We start from the raw sequence: 15,736 nt of genomic DNA, 5'->3' as shown, positions 1-15,736 counted from the left end.
GTGGCTATTCTGACCACTTCTTATGTTTTCTCTTAATATAATTACGTTTATTTGCAGTATGCAAATAGCGAGAGTAAACATCCTGTATGAATTTTGTCGCATAAACCTCACGCTCACCTGATGATTTTGTTCCTTTCTGATATTCAATAAAGAAATGACTGAAAAGATCTTCGTCGTCCGGATAAAGAAAGGTGAAATATAAGCTATTACCAAGCATGTTTAATTTATCACTATCTTTAATTAATCTTTGCAGACGCAACAAAACTTCATGCTCTGTGCTATATCCGAGCCGTTTACACTCAAGTGTGAAAAGTACAAATACGGGTGCAATAGTTTTTCCTACATAGCCATAAGCTTTAATATCCGGTTCAGTTATTTTCCTCGCATCTTCATGTGTCGAGGGTAATTGAGAAATAAGTTTATCGGCAGCGGGTTTGGATTCAAGCGCCTGATGAAGTGCAGAGTACAGACTTCCAGAAAACTCTTTGACTGAGGTGGATTGTTGTTTTTCTGATGACGTTTTTATCTGCCTGTAAGCATCAACTTTTCTTCGTACTGAGCTTGGGATAATCATGTGCGAAGTGGCCCACGACACTAAACGAGGAACTCGTTCCTGAAGAAGAGATATTTCAACCCAGGAGGAATAACCTCTAACGCTTTTGATGTGAGTCGCAGCCAGCTGCAACAAGTACAAATGCCGGATTTCATCAAAACTGAATGTCATCTTGTCAGAACTATTTTCACTGCTTTCAATTGAGAAAGTTTTACCGGTTCGCTTGAGCATTCTCTGAGTCGCGAGCCAGATTTTACCTGCCCGGATCGCTATCGAGATTTTTTCATACTGAATAGTTTTAAGGAATTCTTGCCTCGGGTTCATTGTTTTAATATCCATCCAGGCATTATCCCTATTGAAGAAAATTTCACGACTATATTACCTCTGTGAATAGCCGGTTAGCCATCTTCCGGTGTGACTTTTCACAGGAGTAATTTATGTCTCAAATCCCCGAATCGCAGGATACCAGTGATGTTCTGCGCACCTGCCTTAACTTCTTACCGCAACAGGCTACTGAACGTGTTCTTTTCCGACTGCAGCAGGCCATTCACTACGAGCCCGTGATTGGCATTATGGGTAAAAGCGGTGCGGGCAAGAGTTCACTGTGTAATGCCCTTTTTCAGCAGCCCGTCTGCCTCACCAGTGATTTAACCGCCTGTACCCGCGAACCCCAGCGTCTGTTACTGACCGTAGGTGAGCGCAGTATGACGCTGGTTGATTTGCCTGGCGTGGGTGAGACACCAGAATACGATGAAGAATATCTGCCGCTGTATCAGAAATTGCTGGCTGAGCTGGATTTGATTATCTGGGTGCTGCGTGCAGATGAACGTGCCCGGGCAACAGATATCGCGACACACAGGGCACTGCTGGCTTGCGGTGCCGATCATTCACGCTTTCTGTTTGTGGTAACCCAGGCCGATCGCATTCCACCCCTTCCAGAGGGAGAGCTGCGGCAGGCATTGCCCTCTGCTGAACAGTGCCTTTCGCTTGCTGCAGTCAGTGCGCTGGTTGCAGGCCAGCTGCCATCCTCTTTCCCCGTAATGGCCGTTTCCGCACATACCCGTTACAACCTGCCCGCTCTGGTGGAGTTGATGGTACATGCCTTACCGCCCCAGGCCAGTAGCGCTGTTTATCGTCAGCTAAAACCTGAACATCAAAGCTCTGAAAGTGACTCCGCTGTACGCCAGTGTTTCGGTGAACTGGCAGGGACTGCTTTTGATTCTGTGATTGACCCGAACTCGCTGCCCTCGGGCTGGCGTGCGTTGCTGTTGCAGTTACGCGAGAAACTGGTGCAGCTGGCGACGGGCCTGTGGGACAGATTGTTTGGCTGAAACAGTCGGCACTGGGCCAGAAACAGGTGCTCAAAAAGCAGTATATTGATCTGTAAAAACGATCAATAATCAAATATCGATCGTTTATATCTATTAAAATATCGATGAATTATTCCCTGTTGATCGCTTTTACCTATCAAAAGTAATGGGATTTCTTTCGCAGAAGGCTTCAGGGGTCTGGATGACAGGGAAGTGTATGAAGGCAAGGATGCAAAGCCAGGCCGCTGCGCTTTTGCCCGTTTCTTTATCTTTCCCGTTGCAGCTTCTGATTTATCCATAAGGTGATATATGAAAATTCAGGCAGCAATAGCACTCATTTTGTCAGCCGCTTCGGTGTCGGCTGAGGCAGGCAACTGGGCCGTGAAAAACGGCTGGTGCCAGACCATGACGGAAGACGGTCAGGCACTGGTGATGCTGAAAAATGACACTATTGGCATATTCGGCCAGTTACAGGGATGTCCCAGTGGTCCGCAGGAGCTTATGGGCAGTCGCATTAATATAAACGGTAATCTGGTTCCCACTTCCCAGATGTGCAACCAGCAAACAGGGTTTAAAGCCGTTGAAGTTGAAGGCGGGCAAGCTACAGCTGCAGCTAAAAAGGCGATTGTCTCCATTGCAGCTCAGGAGGTTTCAACCCTGCAGGTGTTTGGCGGGCAACTGTCATTTACCCGCGGTGACATGATGAAGGTTTGCCCGAAGTATGTTCCCGCTCTGGCGACCGGCACAACAAGTAGCATTCCGCAGATTAATAAAGGCTCCGTCATGAAGGCAGCCAGGCAGGCTTACATAAAGGAGTATGACAGTGAAACGGCAGATGCTGCTGACTTTGGCAGCTATGAAGTGAAGGGTAATACTGTGGTTTTTGAAGTCTACAATGCGGGATATCGCACTTACGATAAGGTGCTCGTCACCGTTGGCGCTGATGGTAAGGCCACTGGTGCAAAAGTGGAGTCTATGGGGCAATAACAGTTTATCAGTAACACCATCTTTAATGTTAAAGGCCATGTTCCTTCGGGAATGTGGCCTTTTCTTTTTATACCGATTCATTCAGAAAAGGAATTAACCATGCGATTAGCCAGCCGCTTTGGTGCGGTGAACCTCATACGCCGCGACCGTCCGTTAACCCGCGATGAACTGGCGCATAATGTACCGAGTGTCTTCAGCGAAGAAAAGCATGAATCCCGCAGTGAACGCTATACGTGGATACCGACCATTACCGTACTCGAAAACCTGCAGCGTGAAGGCTTCCAGCCTTTCTTTGCCTGCCAGACCCGTGTGCGTGACCCGAGCAAGCGAGAGCACACCAAACATATGCTGCGCCTGCGCCGCGAAGGGCAAATCACCGGCAAACAGGTGCCGGAAATCATTCTGCTTAACAGCCATGATGGCTCCAGTTCTTACCAGATGTTGCCGGGTCTATTCAGATCGGTTTGTCAGAACGGTTTGATTTGCGGACAGTCATTTGGCGAAGTAAAAGTACCGCACCGGGGAAATGTGGTGGAAAACGTTATTGAGGGTGCTTATGAAGTGCTGGGCATTTTTGACCGAGTGGAGGAGAAACGGGATGCAATGGAGTCCCTGACACTATCCGCACCCGCTCGCCAGGCAATGGCGAATGCTGCACTTCGTTATCGCTTTGGTGAAGAGCATCAGCCAGTCACGGTATCACAGTTGCTGACACCACGTCGCTATGAGGACTACAGCGATGACTTATGGACCGTTTATCAGCGTATTCAGGAGAATTTAATCAAAGGTGGGCTTGCCGGGAGGAATGCCAAAGGCGGGCGTAGCCATACCCGGGCAGTAAAGGGTATCGACGGGGATGTGAAGCTCAACCGGGCTTTGTGGGTAATGGCAGAAAATATGCTGGAATTTCTCGATCACCCACACACGCAGTGAAGAAGGGAGAACTTAATCTGTGAGCATTGAAGAATTCGCACTGCTTCCTTCCGGCTCATTCACACGCGAGCAGGCCGAAGCCATCGCCAGACAGTATCAGAATGTCGCGATTGAAGATGACCAGGGCACCCATTTTCGCCTGGTAGTACGTCACAACGGCGAAATGATCTGGCGGGCATGGAATTTTGAACCTGAGGCCGGAGACATGCTGAATCGCTATATCGCCAGCCATGGTATCCGCAATCTGTGATTCTTTATCAGTGCACTTAACCACTCACCATTCCCGCCAGCCCTTACCGGTTGGCTTTTTTATATCCGGAGCTGTTTACCATGAAGACCTCAACAACGCCTACGACTGATACGTCCACTTTATCCCGGACGGTTAACCCGGCAACTATTTCGGCCATTCTCGTGCCAGATGAATACCGCGCCAGTTTCTGGCCGCAGCACTTCGGCACCATTCCACAATGGATCTTGCTGGAACCACGCATCTTTGCCTGGCTTGACCGGATGTGCGCTGACTACAGTGGCGGTATCTGGAATTTCTACACGCTCAGTAATGGCGGAGCGTTTATGGCACCCGACGATGAAACACTCTGGTCTCTGTGCAATCCACTCAACGGCAACAGCGCGGAAATGAGCAGTGAAGCAGCGGGTATCACCGTTTGTCTGCTGGCATACAGTCACCATGCCTGCCGAACAGAGAATGATGCCATGACGGAGCACTATTACCGTCTGCGGGATTACGCGCTGCATCATCCGGAATGTGCTGCCATTATGCGGATTGTTGATTAAGGATTGAGCATGTCTGAACTGATGTTATCCCCTGTCTTTCCGGTTAATGAGCAGCGCATTATTCGTCGTGCGCTGCGCCTGCTTGAGAAGTATCAACGTCAACCGAGTGAGACATTTACCGCCACCAGCTTTGCTAAAAGCTGGGTGCAATTACAGATGGCTCACCAGGAGCGTGAGGTCTTTATCGTGATGTATCTCGATAATCAACACTGCCTGCTGGAACGAGAAACACTGTTTACCGGCACGCTCAGCCATACAGAGGTGCATCCCCGAGAAGTGGTTAAATCTGCCCTTAAGCACAACGCCGCTGCGGTCATTCTGGCGCACAACCATCCGTCCGGTACGACAGAAATCAGCCAGCAGGACAAACATATCACTCAGCGGATCGTAAAAGCCCTGGCACTGGTAGAAGTGCGAGTGTTGGATCATCTCGTTGTTGGGAACGAAGTGGTGTCTTTTGCTGAATGTGGCTGGTTGTGAGGTGAAGAATGAAAATCATCAGTAAACGTCAGGCGATGCATATTTATCGTCAGCATCCCGAATCCAGGCTATCTGCCTTCTGTACAGGTCATTACCGGTGGCATGGTAGTGTCTGCCATTACTACGGACGTGAAGTTCAGGATATCAGCGGCGTACTCGCTGTTTTTGATGAGCATCGTCAGGACCGGGCAGGCCCATATGCCATTTTTCGCAGCGTAACTCTGAATTAATCACATCTCTCAGTCATTAAGGAACACTTAAATGAAATCTGTCGCTTCATCCGGTACATCACCGGAGAACACCCCATGCCTGCAATGGGGATTAAATCGCGAAGTAACCCCCAGTTTTGGTGCGCGTCTGGTGCAGGAAGGCAACCGTCTACATTTTCTGGCTGATCGTGCTGGCTTTAACGGTGCCTTCAGTGAGGATGAGGCACTGCGGCTTGACCAGGCGTTTCCATTGATGCTCAAAGAGCTTGAACTCAGGCTGCACTCAGGTGAGGTCAATCCCCGCAGTCAGCATTGCGTTACATTGCACTACAATGGCCTGACCTGCGAAGCCGATACCCTGGGCAGCCATGGTTATCTCTATCTCACCATTTACCCGACAAGCCCGAAATAACCCGCACGACCTTCTTCGCAATACCCATTACGTAACATCGTTAATCTGAAGAGAACCCAACCCATGCAAACTGTACCTTTAGCAACCCCGCAAAGGGCGGCACAGTCCTGCCCGTCACCTGTCGAAATATGGCAACAGCTGCTGACGCATCTGCTCGAGCAGCACTATGGACTCACACTCAGTGATACCCCGTTCAGCAATGAAACCACCATCCGCGAGCATATTGACGCCGGAATATCCCTCAGCGATGCGGTAAACTTCCTTGTGGGGAAATATGAGCTGTTGCGCACTGACCGGCCTGGTTTTAACATCATGGAGCAGTCACCGTTTATCACCCCAATCGATATCCTCCGCGCCAGACAAGCCACCGGTCTGATGAAGCGCAGTGGTTATAAAGCTGTGAGTGATATTACACGTGGCAAAGTGAGTCGGCTGGAGCAACACCATTGAAAATATCAATGAATGTTGAAGCCGATAGTATTAACGTTCTGGCCCTCAATATGGGGAAAATTGCTGTTGAAATGGATGGGGTTGAAATTGATGACCTGATTAATGTGATCAACGACAATGGTCACACACTTCGCATTGCCAGTACACCTGGTGAAATCATGGTCGAAGTTCCTTTGCCACCTACCGCCAGAGCTAACGGTATTCAGTGCAGTACAGCACATATCACTGATGAGGATAACTAGCTTCTGCATGCACTTTCGCAACAGTGCCAGGCTTACGGTGACGCGGAATGGGTGCACTACACGGGCTCGGGCTACCTGATCCGCCTTAATGCGTGGATGTTTCCAGTATTACGTCTCAGGCGACTGGGATTATCAAAGGACTGTCGGCGGCTTATCGTCACCCTGATGCGTCGCTATGCGATGACCACTATCCACTTTGATGCCTTTGGCGACATTCTCCCGGGCTTTGCCACCTTTGACGGGTAGCGCGTATCACCTCGTTATCAACCAACCGGAACAAAAAACCTCTACTGACCACAGGCAACATCCCACAACCAGACAACACAATACGCATAAGCGCCAGCCCTCATTCGGCTGGCGCTTTGCATTTGTATACAAAGGAAAGAAAATCATGTCAGAACAACACTGCGTAGAAGCGGATGTTTTAACAGACCATACCGATATCATCAGTTCAACCAGCATTGAACGCACCGTAACGAGCCGCAATGCCGCACTGAAACAGATTGAGGAACTGATCCAGCAACTTGATGCGATCTCTACGCTGACCAGCAGTATTGGAGGTAAAACAGCCCGTGACTGGGCGATGCGTCAAGAGTTTCGTTGTGGCTGTTGGCTCATGGAAAATGTGAAAACCGCAATGAGTACGATAACCCGCAATCTTGATCGCAGCATCTGGCGTGACCTGATGCAAAAATCGGGGATGCTGGCACTGATGGACGCTCAGGGGCGTAAGCAGTGGGATAATAATCTTGAAGGTGACGATATTCCTGAGATCAGCGAAGCCAATATTCTCAGTACCTTTGAACAACTGCATAGTAGCAAAGCAGATGTGTTTGAACGTGGCATCATCAATGTGTTCAAAGGATTGAGCTGGGACTACAAATCCAACAACCCGTGTCAGTTCGGCAAAAAGATCATCGTCAATAGCTTGGTGGATCACAACCGCTGGGGTTTTCGGCTCAACTGGGGATGGCGGCGGGATCAACTGGCTGACCTTGAACGTATGTTGTTTCTGTTAGATGGAAAACCCATTCCGGAAAACCGCCACGATGTGACGGTCAGACTGAGTGAACACATTACCCAGCAAAGTACCCCGAAAATTTTCGACGATGCGTATTTTTCTATCCGCTATTTTCAGAAGGGAAGTGCGCATATCACGTTTAAGCGCCCAGAGTTGATTGACCGAATGAATGACATTATTGCGAAACACTATCCGGGAATACTCGCTACAAGATAAGTTAAGTGTCGTATGTTTGCTATGATGAAGAAATGACCAAAGGAGGATAACATGACTACAAAAGCTCGTATTCAGTCACGACTGAAACGCTCAAAGCGTTATGTTTTCACTCGTGACGATTTCAAAGATCTTGCTGGCTACGACCAAATTGGCAGAGCACTGTATGAGCTGGTGAAGGAAGGGCTATTGCTGAAAGTAGGCTATGGCGACTACACCAAAGCGCGGCAAAATGCGATTACCGGTAAGTTGATGCCTGCTGCTCCCGGAGGTTCCGCTGCGGTAGTGATTGAAGCGTTAGATCGTCTGAAAGTAGAGGAAATAAGTCCAGAGCGTGGCGGCGAACTAAATCATAGAGTGGTCATGAATACGAAAAGTCGCCTGAAGAAGTGGAGCTACTTGGACTAATTGTCGGAAATGGTTAAGTGATATCCCGGCTATCAACCGGGAATTGATTTATGCTTTCGCACCTAAATTATTAACGTTCGTAAATTGTCCCGTTCGGGCGCATGTACATACCATCATTCAGACAAACGTCTTCGCCATCCTCAACACATAGGTCAGAATAAATATCGACCATGCCAGGTTCGACAATATTCGTTGAAATCCCATGAGCATCGAAGAGCTCAAAGAAGCGAGTGACCCATTCCTCGTTGACCTCATCTTGTATAGTTTTGCCGTGATCTATAGTAATGGAAAACATGGAGATGCAATTATTCTGAAATCGGTCTACTTTATTCTCAGGTTGAAGATGATTTTCTTGGGCTAACGTCTCAGCGACCGAAAAAAGGAGCTTCTGGTTTACTGGCAGCTTGTATCCGATAGTTAAATCACCCCCTATGCGAATTCTCTCTTCGGGCCTCGTTGGTGTCTGCACTTCAAAAGAATTACCATCATCATTTTTAGCTAAAAAGCGGACGAAAACCGTGTCTCCACGGACTAACATCCAATCCTTTCCATGTTTTGGTTTCATTGCTTTAACTATCTGCGGTTGTAATGCTGACATGCTCATGGTGTTAGATACCGAAAAGAAAAACATGAAAGAGATTATACCGACTAGAGTGTTTTTTTATAGCTCCGCTACTCTTGGCGAGCATCACAGAAAATGACGCATCAAGCCAACGTCCGCTCCTGGCACAGTGTGGACAAATGCAGGGCACTGGAGGTCGGCTTTGAGCGAAATATAGTCATTCGGTCCCTGAGAATTACACTTTGAAGTGAAAACTCTCCACTTGGTTAGGATATAGTGATACCGCTTGCCCACAGGCTACGTCGGCTTGAACGGATAGCCTCCAGAAGGCGAAGACGGCTTTTGCAGAGATCAATGGCGAGAAATTCTGCTTCTTTCTCAGTGTCCTGTGACCGAAGCGCAGAAATTATTTCGTAATGATCGTACCAGGCAGAGTTCATCTGAGATATCAGAAGCCTGGCACAATAAATATGAGTGTCTGACATCGAAATATGAGTGGTGTGCAATATATAAATGCCCCTCGCAAAACTCCAGTGGCCACTAATACTGATGATATGGACTGTCAAAGTTTTTTGACAGTCCTATAGCCCTTCTCTGTGCTTAAGGTTTATACTGATGATGTAGATTAACGGAGGTTCTCTATGAAACACACTCCATCCCCAAAACAGATCGTCCATACTCTGAATCAAGCACGTAAAGCAGGTAGCGTTCAGTTAACCGGTTCCAGGGATGAACGTAAGGCCCAGCTTCGTGCTCTTCGTGAGAAGGATTTAGCCGAAGAAGGGAAGTTTGTTGGGCACACAATCTGGTAATGCATCTAAGAAGATCTACTTCGGCAAAGTAGAACTCGCGAATAAATTTGCATCTTCAAGTGAGACGTTCGGATTCGATGCGGAAGTACAAGAATCCTATGATGATGATTTAGTTGATCTCCAAATCTTGATGGAAACTCAAGGTTACATTGAGATTTACGATCCTAATATACACGGTTACACTGCACGTTATCCCTTGGCCAAAGATTCAAATTCCGTACCTGGCTCATCTCCTGAATACACCGGCCTCTATCATATGAGATTGCAGAGCAACAGTGATGTTGATCCGCTAGTAATTGTTACCTTTCAGGGAATGATTATCGATCAAATGCGCTATGAGAAAGCCGTGATAGAAACCATGATTACGCACGACGTCATGTTTGGTGAGAAGGGATTCAAGAATCCCGATCAGATAAAACCACTGCGTAGGTTTGTCCGCTCAACACTAGATAGCCCAGAGTAACACTGTCTTAAAGTGACAGCAGAGCCGCCAAGGGCTCTGCTTCTACACCAACGTTTATTTTCCTTTAGAAGGCGAATACCCTCGCTTGCCCCCACTTGGGTTGCCGGTTGAGCTCGGCCAGTTCCCGCCGTTACCTGGTTGGCTTCAACTGCGGCCTCCTCCCAGCGACCCGCGCCAATTTTAAGTGTACTTTTAGCGATTCTGAGTCGCCACCAAGTGATCAATATATTTGGCTATTTACGATGTCCGCTCTTGTGGCCAGGTTCCTCGGGGGAACAATGATAATTTTGCTGGATATGCACAGGTAATTTGCGAACGATGGTCAAGTAAAATGCGAACGGGCAGTCAAGTCAGATGTAATTTCGCAACGATTGCCGCTTCAGGTACGTTTCGCATGGATGAAGAGTATCCAAAGGTTACTCGTGATGAATACCGTTATAATGAAATTCCGGTGCGTTACTCGCAGGAATACGCACAAGTTCCCTGCTTAAGGCCATTTATCAAACTGGAACTGATGGAAACGGATTTGCCTGAGGCTGCGGAAAACCGTGCTATTAGCTCCTTGGTAATGAATCTAACAAAGAAGGGCGAAGCAGTGAGGGCTTTCTCTTGCGCAACCATCGGCAGCACGCAGGCTGAAAAACTGATCTCGATGATGCGCAGAACAGCTGCAAGTATGCGTGATGTGGAACGTGCAATGGATTAATCACTGGTACGTCATATCTACGATAATTTTTGTATTGTTAGAGAAAAAGGTGCTGACGTTACTGTTTTGAAGCAATTCGTGCAGTAATTCATTGAACAGGATATTGAACGTTACGGTGCTCAGTATCCTGAATTCTGCGAGTCGCCTGTCGAAGAACTAAAAATGGGGCTGGAAGAACTCATGAGCAATCCTGTTTATAAGGAACGCTATCATCAATTTGTCACACTAATGGTATTCGGTGAAAGCCACGTTTCATGGGAAGAGGCCTATGCCTGTTTTCGCAAAACGGTATTGGATGTGGTTGATGCATAGCAACAGAGACATGCTCGATTGTTAGTATCTTTTTAGGTAGGGCCTGCCCCGATTCGAGTCCCAAAATCAACGATTTAATGTGTTGGTATCGATGTTGGTATATTATATAAATGTTATTTTTTATTTCTTTTAAATCAAAGGATTAATCGTTATGTGCGAGTCCGGCCTTCGCACCATATGTATGTAAATAGACCTCAACTGAGGTCTTTTTTTATGCCTAAAATCCAGTCCCCGCAAGGCTCCTCTCGCTTTTTCAGTCAACATAAGTCAACCTGATTCAATCTACATCAACTTACTGATGCGGGTACAAATGTGGGTATATCCCGGTTCGATAATGTTTGTACCCACACAGAACCCTTGAAAGGATACTCAATATGGCTCTGAGTGATGTGAAGGTTCGTACTGCTAAGCCGGAAGCAAAAGCTTATAAGCTGACTGATGGTGACGGCATGGTGTTGCTGGTTCACCCGAACGGTTCTAAATATTGGCGGCTGCGTTATCGCTTCGGCGGGAAAGAAAAGATGCTGGCATTGGGGAAATATCCTGAAGTGTCATTGGCTGATGCCAGGGTACGACGTGAAGAAGCCCGCAAGCATTTAACTAATGGAGTCGATCCCAGTGAGAATAAGAAAGCTGTTAAGGTAGAACAAGAGCAAGAGGCGATAACTTTTGAAGTGGTCGCCAGAGACTGGCATGCCAGCAATCAAAAGTGGTCTCCATCGCACAGTGCTCGAGTGTTGAAAAGTCTGGAAGACAATTTATTTGCCGCAGTAGGGAAGCGAAATATAGTAGATATTGGTACTCGCGATTTACTGGTTCCAATTAAAGCCGTGGAGAAGTCAGGACGTCTTGAAGTAGCTGCGCGTCTTCAACAGCGGACAACGGCAATAATGCGCTTTGCGGTACAGAACGGCTTAATTGATTACAATCCTGCACAAGAGATCGCTGGTGCGATCGCAACAGCTAAACGAAAGCATCGCGCTGCGCTAGATCTCAACCGCATTCCTGAGTTACTCCATCGTATTGATAACTACACCGGCAGACCATTAACGCGGCTAGCTGTGGATTTGACGTTACTAGTTTTCATCCGTTCGAGCGAGTTACGTTTTGCTCGCTGGACAGAAGTGGATTTTGAAACGGCTATGTGGACGATTCCCGGAGAGCGTGTGTAAGCACACCCGTTTTAGTTCCACGCACTTTTTGAGATTTCCGGGTTATTGATCCCTTCCCAATATCGATGCCAGGTTAAATCAGTGATTCCGGCCTTTTTGCAGACTTCGGATAAATTCCTCCGGAGTCTGATTATTTAACGATGAATGTGGTCTTTGCTGGTTATATTCCTGTCGCCAGCACTCGATCTTCTCCTGAGCATCTTCCAGTGACAGGAACCAGTGAACATTCAGACATTCATCACGCAGACTGCCGTTGAATGACTCGACCAGTGCATTGTCTGTGGGTTTTCCCGGCCGCGAGAAGTCCATCGTCACCTTATTTTCATACGCCCATCTGTCCAGCGATTTAGAGATAAATTCGCTGCCATTATCCGTCTGCAACCGGTGTGGCACCCGCTGCTTCATTCGCTTCAGGCGCTCCATAACGGCAACTACATCCTCTCCCCGCAGCCCCTGACTAACCTCTATCGCCAGGCATTCACGACTAAAATTATCCACTACAGTCAGGGCACGGATCCGACGTCCGTTGAACAGATTATCAGCAACAAAATCCATGCTCCAGCACTGATCTACAGCGCTGACTTCCGGACGGACGTGTCGGTGCCTGGCAGTAACATGCCGACGGGGGCGTTTTGTCCGTAGATTCAGTCCTTCCAGACAATATATTCGGTGAGTTTTCTTATGGTTTACTAACCAGCCTTCACGGCGCAAAAGAATATGAATACGCTGACAGCCATAGCGGACACGCGCCTCAGCAATCTCTCTTATCCGGTGAGTCAGGGCCCTGTCATCACGGCAGCTGCAATAGTTGTATACCGTGCGACTCTGCATCATCAAACGGCAACCACGGCGCAGACCAATACGATATGCGTCCAGTAGGTAAGTCACCGCTTCCCGCTTCTGGACGGGCCTCAGAACTTTTTTCGAATGACATCCTGGAGCATTTCCTTGTCCAGACTGAGGTCTGCCACCAGACGACGGAGTCGTTGGTTTTCATCCTCCAGTTGCCGCAGACGACGCAGTTCCGTCACGCCCATCCCGCCAAATTTTTTCTTCCAGTTGTAAAAAGTGGCTTCAGAAATGCCCATCTTTCTGCACACTTCCTCCACTCTGGTGCCGGTTTCGGCCTGTTTCAGCGCAAATGCAATCTGTTCTTCGGTATAACGGGTCTTTTTCATGGCGATGTGCCTCTCTGTGAGATGAAAGAAAGACCGGATACTTCAGTTTAGACTGGTACGGTTTACAGGGGGGAGATCACAACCTTCAGTTAGTAATGTCGGTTGGTTTTTCTTCATATTTCCCGTTTCGCCAGCCAGCTGCAAATTCAGCTGGAGTCTGGTAATTCAGCGATGAATGAGGACAGCACTCGTTATAATTTTGTCGCCAGTTATTAATGATTTTCCTGGCGTGAACAATATCGCTGAACCAGTGCTCATTGAGGCATTCATCGCGAAAGCGTCCGTTAAAACTCTCAATAAATCCGTTCTGGGTCGGCTTGCCCGGCTGGATAAGTCGCAGCTCCACGCCATGCTCAAAGGCCCATTGATCCTATGCGCGGCAGGTAAATTCCGGCCCCTGATCGGTTCTTATCGTCGCCGGATAGCCGCGAAACAGTGCAATGCTGTCCAGAATACGCGTGACCTGCACGCCTGAAATCCCGAAAGCGACGGTAATCGTCAGGCACTCTTTCGTGAAATCATCCACGCAGGTCAGACACTTGATCCTGCGACCGGTGGCCAGTGCGTCCATGACGAAATCCATCGACCAAGTCAGGTTCGGCCCATCTGGGCGCAGAAGGGGAAACCACTCGGTCGCCAGCCCTTTACGACGTCGTCTGCGTTTTACGCTCAGGCCGTTAAGGTGGTAAATGCGGTATACCCGCTTGTGATTGACGTGAACGCCCTCCCGACGCAGTAACTGCCAGATGCGCCGGTAACCAAAAACGCCTGCGTTCAAGCGCCAGTTCAGTGATGCCCCCTGATAAATGCGCATCCGACGCCGGACGCTGCGCTTCATAGCAGCAGGTCGACAGGGACAAACCTGTCAGCCTGCAGGCACGACGTTGCGACAGACCGGTCGCTCCACACATCAACTCCACGGCTTCCCGCTTCTGGTCTGTCGTCAGTACTTTCGCCCAAGAGCCACCTGAAGCGCCTCCTTATCGAGCATGGCTTCGGCGAGCAGCTTCTTGAGTCGGGCGTTCTCTTCTTCAAGCGACTTCAGGCGCTTAACCTCAGGCACTTCCATACCGCCATACTTCTTACGCCATGTGTAAAACGTGGCATCGGAAATGGCGTGCTTGCGGCAGAGCTCACGGGCAGATACCCCGGCTTCAGCCTCGCGGAGAATACTGATGATCTGTTGGTCGGAAAAACGCTTCTTCATGGGGATGTCCTCACGTTGCAGATGAAGACATTACTAACATCGGGGTGTACTAATCAACGGGGAGCAGGTCATAAATTCCACAACACCCAAGCTTAGTTCCCCGCGTAAATCTCCGAGCTTAACGATTTCCTTCTTTATTACGCGCCAGGCACCCATCACGCAGTTCACGAACAGGTCGACAAAGACATCATCGTGCAGCGTACATTTATATAGCTAAACCGATTCGCATACGTTTTACATGTTTGCGGTGTTTAAGCTGATAACACAGCTGCGAATCGAGGCAGGCCGAAAGCAGGTAGTACCGAAAGCCCGAAGTGTACTTATAAAGGAACGATGCGTGCGGGGTTCATCGTGGCTCGGCAGTAACAACCGTTCACTTGAGAAAGACCGGATACATTCACGCACGATGTTGCCGCCATCAAAAGCCAATCTGCCCATGTCGCCAAACTTCTTACGCCTTCTATATATAGACGGAAGAACAGGAGATGGCATGTTTAAGGCAGATCTCGCGGTTAGGAACGCGAACCTTGGCTTCGCGAAGGATATAAATGAACGGTGAGGCAGAAAAATGCGTCTTCATGGGGCGTTTCTGGTGTTGCTGATGATCGTATTACTAACTTCGAGGTGGGTTTATCAAGGAGAGTCGATCAGTTTTGTGGATAACTTTGTGCACAACTGCGTATAAAGCGGGCTTTTGCTGGGGATTGCAGCAGTCAGTCAAATTACTGCATATTTAGGGTTGCAGCCTCAGGAGAACTCCCTATAATGCGCCTCCATCGACACGGAACATGTGAACAACATCACAGAGTAACGCGGCGATGAGAGTCAAATATCCTGAAATTAAGGGTTGACTCTGAAAGAGGAAAGCGTAATATACGCCACCTCGAGTTAGCAAGCGAAAGCGCGCAACTCACTGCTCTTTAACAATTTATCAGACAATCTGTGTGGGCACTCGCAGGATTGATATCTCAGATACCTTCGGGTATCAAAAAAATATCAAGTCTTGAAGAGTGACCAAGCAGTAATTCATTTAGTTGAATTATTACGAAAGTTAATTTTTGAGCACCGCTTCACGAGTTGAAGCAAATCAAGCTTTTAATTGAAGAGTTTGATCATGGCTCAGATTGAACGCTGGCGGCAGGCCTAACACATGCAAGTCGAGCGGTAGCACAGGGAGCTTGCTCCTGGGTGACGAGCGGCGGACGGGTGAGTAATGTCTGGGAAACTGCCTGATGGAGGGGGATAACTACTGGAAACGGTAGCTAATACCGCATAACGTCTTCGGACCAAAGAGGGGGACCTTCGGGCCTC

The 15,736-nt window shown here is 48.4% G+C and carries 16 protein-coding genes, 1 rRNA gene and 4 pseudogenes; 17 read left to right on the top strand and 4 right to left on the bottom strand.

Features of this window, described 5'->3' with window-relative positions; genetic code table 11:
- Window positions 1–4 precede the first annotated feature (4 nt).
- A complete protein-coding gene (locus LVQ77_RS12820; RefSeq protein ID WP_232904608.1) occupies window positions 5–892 on the bottom strand; it encodes a hypothetical protein in 888 nt (295 codons plus the stop codon).
- A gap of 98 nt (window positions 893–990) precedes the next feature.
- Between LVQ77_RS12820 and LVQ77_RS12815 the strand changes: the two genes are divergently transcribed.
- From LVQ77_RS12815 to LVQ77_RS12760, 12 genes and pseudogenes are all read left to right on the top strand, one after another.
- Window positions 991–1,884 carry a GTPase family protein gene (locus LVQ77_RS12815; RefSeq protein WP_232904607.1) on the top strand — a complete coding sequence of 298 codons (894 nt, stop codon included), beginning with the start codon at window positions 991–993 and terminating at the stop codon, window positions 1,882–1,884.
- A 288-nt stretch (window positions 1,885–2,172) separates the two neighbouring features.
- Entirely contained in the window at window positions 2,173–2,850 is a 678-nt protein-coding gene (locus tag LVQ77_RS12810; protein ID WP_232904606.1) for a hypothetical protein, read from the top strand.
- A 99-nt stretch (window positions 2,851–2,949) separates the two neighbouring features.
- Complete coding sequence (locus tag LVQ77_RS12805; protein ID WP_232904605.1) at window positions 2,950–3,783, top strand: DUF932 domain-containing protein; 834 nt, start codon at window positions 2,950–2,952, stop codon at window positions 3,781–3,783.
- 19 nt (window positions 3,784–3,802) lie between these two features.
- Window positions 3,803–4,033 (top strand): DUF905 domain-containing protein, encoded by a 231-nt coding sequence (locus LVQ77_RS12800; RefSeq protein WP_232904604.1) that lies wholly within the window; start codon window positions 3,803–3,805, stop codon window positions 4,031–4,033.
- Window positions 4,034–4,113: 80 nt separating this feature from the next.
- On the top strand, window positions 4,114–4,578 hold the full coding sequence (locus tag LVQ77_RS12795) for an antirestriction protein (RefSeq protein ID WP_232904603.1): 465 nt from the start codon (window positions 4,114–4,116) through the stop codon (window positions 4,576–4,578).
- 9 nt (window positions 4,579–4,587) lie between these two features.
- Window positions 4,588–5,058, top strand: coding sequence for a RadC family protein (gene radC, locus LVQ77_RS12790; protein ID WP_232904602.1), 471 nt, complete (start codon window positions 4,588–4,590; stop codon window positions 5,056–5,058).
- An 8-nt stretch (window positions 5,059–5,066) separates the two neighbouring features.
- The gene (locus LVQ77_RS12785) at window positions 5,067–5,288 is read left to right on the top strand and encodes a DUF987 family protein (protein WP_232904601.1); all 222 of its coding nucleotides are present in this window, start codon (window positions 5,067–5,069) and stop codon (window positions 5,286–5,288) included.
- A 31-nt stretch (window positions 5,289–5,319) separates the two neighbouring features.
- Complete coding sequence (locus tag LVQ77_RS12780) at window positions 5,320–5,679, top strand: type IV toxin-antitoxin system YeeU family antitoxin (protein ID WP_232904600.1); 360 nt, start codon at window positions 5,320–5,322, stop codon at window positions 5,677–5,679.
- Between the two features lie 63 nt (window positions 5,680–5,742).
- The gene (locus tag LVQ77_RS12775; protein WP_232904599.1) at window positions 5,743–6,129 is read left to right on the top strand and encodes a TA system toxin CbtA family protein; all 387 of its coding nucleotides are present in this window, start codon (window positions 5,743–5,745) and stop codon (window positions 6,127–6,129) included.
- Window positions 6,126–6,617 (top strand): annotated as a pseudogene (locus tag LVQ77_RS12770) (DUF5983 family protein). The gene LVQ77_RS12775 and the pseudogene LVQ77_RS12770 overlap by 4 nt, the downstream one beginning before the upstream one ends.
- 145 nt (window positions 6,618–6,762) lie before the next feature.
- Window positions 6,763–7,608 carry a DUF4942 domain-containing protein gene (locus LVQ77_RS12765; RefSeq protein ID WP_232904598.1) on the top strand — a complete coding sequence of 282 codons (846 nt, stop codon included), beginning with the start codon at window positions 6,763–6,765 and terminating at the stop codon, window positions 7,606–7,608.
- 51 nt (window positions 7,609–7,659) lie between these two features.
- Window positions 7,660–8,013 carry a DUF6088 family protein gene (locus tag LVQ77_RS12760; RefSeq protein ID WP_232904597.1) on the top strand — a complete coding sequence of 118 codons (354 nt, stop codon included), beginning with the start codon at window positions 7,660–7,662 and terminating at the stop codon, window positions 8,011–8,013.
- A gap of 70 nt (window positions 8,014–8,083) precedes the next feature.
- Here the strand turns inward: LVQ77_RS12760 and LVQ77_RS12755 are convergent, their stop codons facing one another.
- Window positions 8,084–8,611: a hypothetical protein gene (locus LVQ77_RS12755; RefSeq protein ID WP_232904596.1), complete on the bottom strand. Its 528-nt coding sequence runs from the start codon at window positions 8,609–8,611 to the stop codon at window positions 8,084–8,086.
- A gap of 605 nt (window positions 8,612–9,216) precedes the next feature.
- Here LVQ77_RS12755 and LVQ77_RS12750 point away from each other — a divergent pair.
- The 4 genes and pseudogenes from LVQ77_RS12750 to LVQ77_RS12735 all read left to right on the top strand — a co-directional run.
- Complete coding sequence (locus tag LVQ77_RS12750; RefSeq protein ID WP_232904595.1) at window positions 9,217–9,387, top strand: hypothetical protein; 171 nt, start codon at window positions 9,217–9,219, stop codon at window positions 9,385–9,387.
- A complete protein-coding gene (locus LVQ77_RS12745) occupies window positions 9,368–9,850 on the top strand; it encodes a hypothetical protein (RefSeq protein ID WP_232904594.1) in 483 nt (160 codons plus the stop codon). Before LVQ77_RS12750 ends, LVQ77_RS12745 begins: the two co-directional genes overlap by 20 nt.
- Before the next feature lie 367 nt (window positions 9,851–10,217).
- Window positions 10,218–10,868: pseudogene (locus LVQ77_RS12740) on the top strand (nucleotidyl transferase AbiEii/AbiGii toxin family protein); the annotation flags it as partial.
- A gap of 374 nt (window positions 10,869–11,242) precedes the next feature.
- Window positions 11,243–12,034: pseudogene (locus tag LVQ77_RS12735) on the top strand (tyrosine-type recombinase/integrase); the annotation flags it as partial.
- An 84-nt stretch (window positions 12,035–12,118) separates the two neighbouring features.
- Here LVQ77_RS12735 and LVQ77_RS12730 read toward each other — a convergent pair.
- Together LVQ77_RS12730 and LVQ77_RS12725 are read right to left on the bottom strand one after the other, a co-directional pair.
- Window positions 12,119–13,218, bottom strand: a protein-coding gene (locus tag LVQ77_RS12730) for an IS3 family transposase (protein ID WP_232867052.1) whose coding sequence is annotated in 2 segments (ribosomal slippage) — window positions 12,119–12,957 and window positions 12,957–13,218 — 1,101 coding nt in all. Because the reading frame shifts where the segments join, the coding sequence is not laid out codon by codon here.
- An 85-nt stretch (window positions 13,219–13,303) separates the two neighbouring features.
- Window positions 13,304–14,425, bottom strand: a pseudogene (locus LVQ77_RS12725) (IS3 family transposase).
- Between the two features lie 1,096 nt (window positions 14,426–15,521).
- On the opposite strand from LVQ77_RS12725, the gene LVQ77_RS12720 reads away from it, so the two are divergent.
- Window positions 15,522–15,736 (top strand): 16S ribosomal RNA (locus LVQ77_RS12720); the annotation flags it as partial.

It is taken from the genome of Buttiauxella cochleicola, assembly GCF_021282435.1.
Classification (GTDB): domain Bacteria; phylum Pseudomonadota; class Gammaproteobacteria; order Enterobacterales; family Enterobacteriaceae; genus Buttiauxella; species Buttiauxella massiliensis.
The sequence above is the reverse complement of the archived record's forward strand: the minus strand, read 5'-3'. Positions and strand labels throughout refer to the sequence as shown.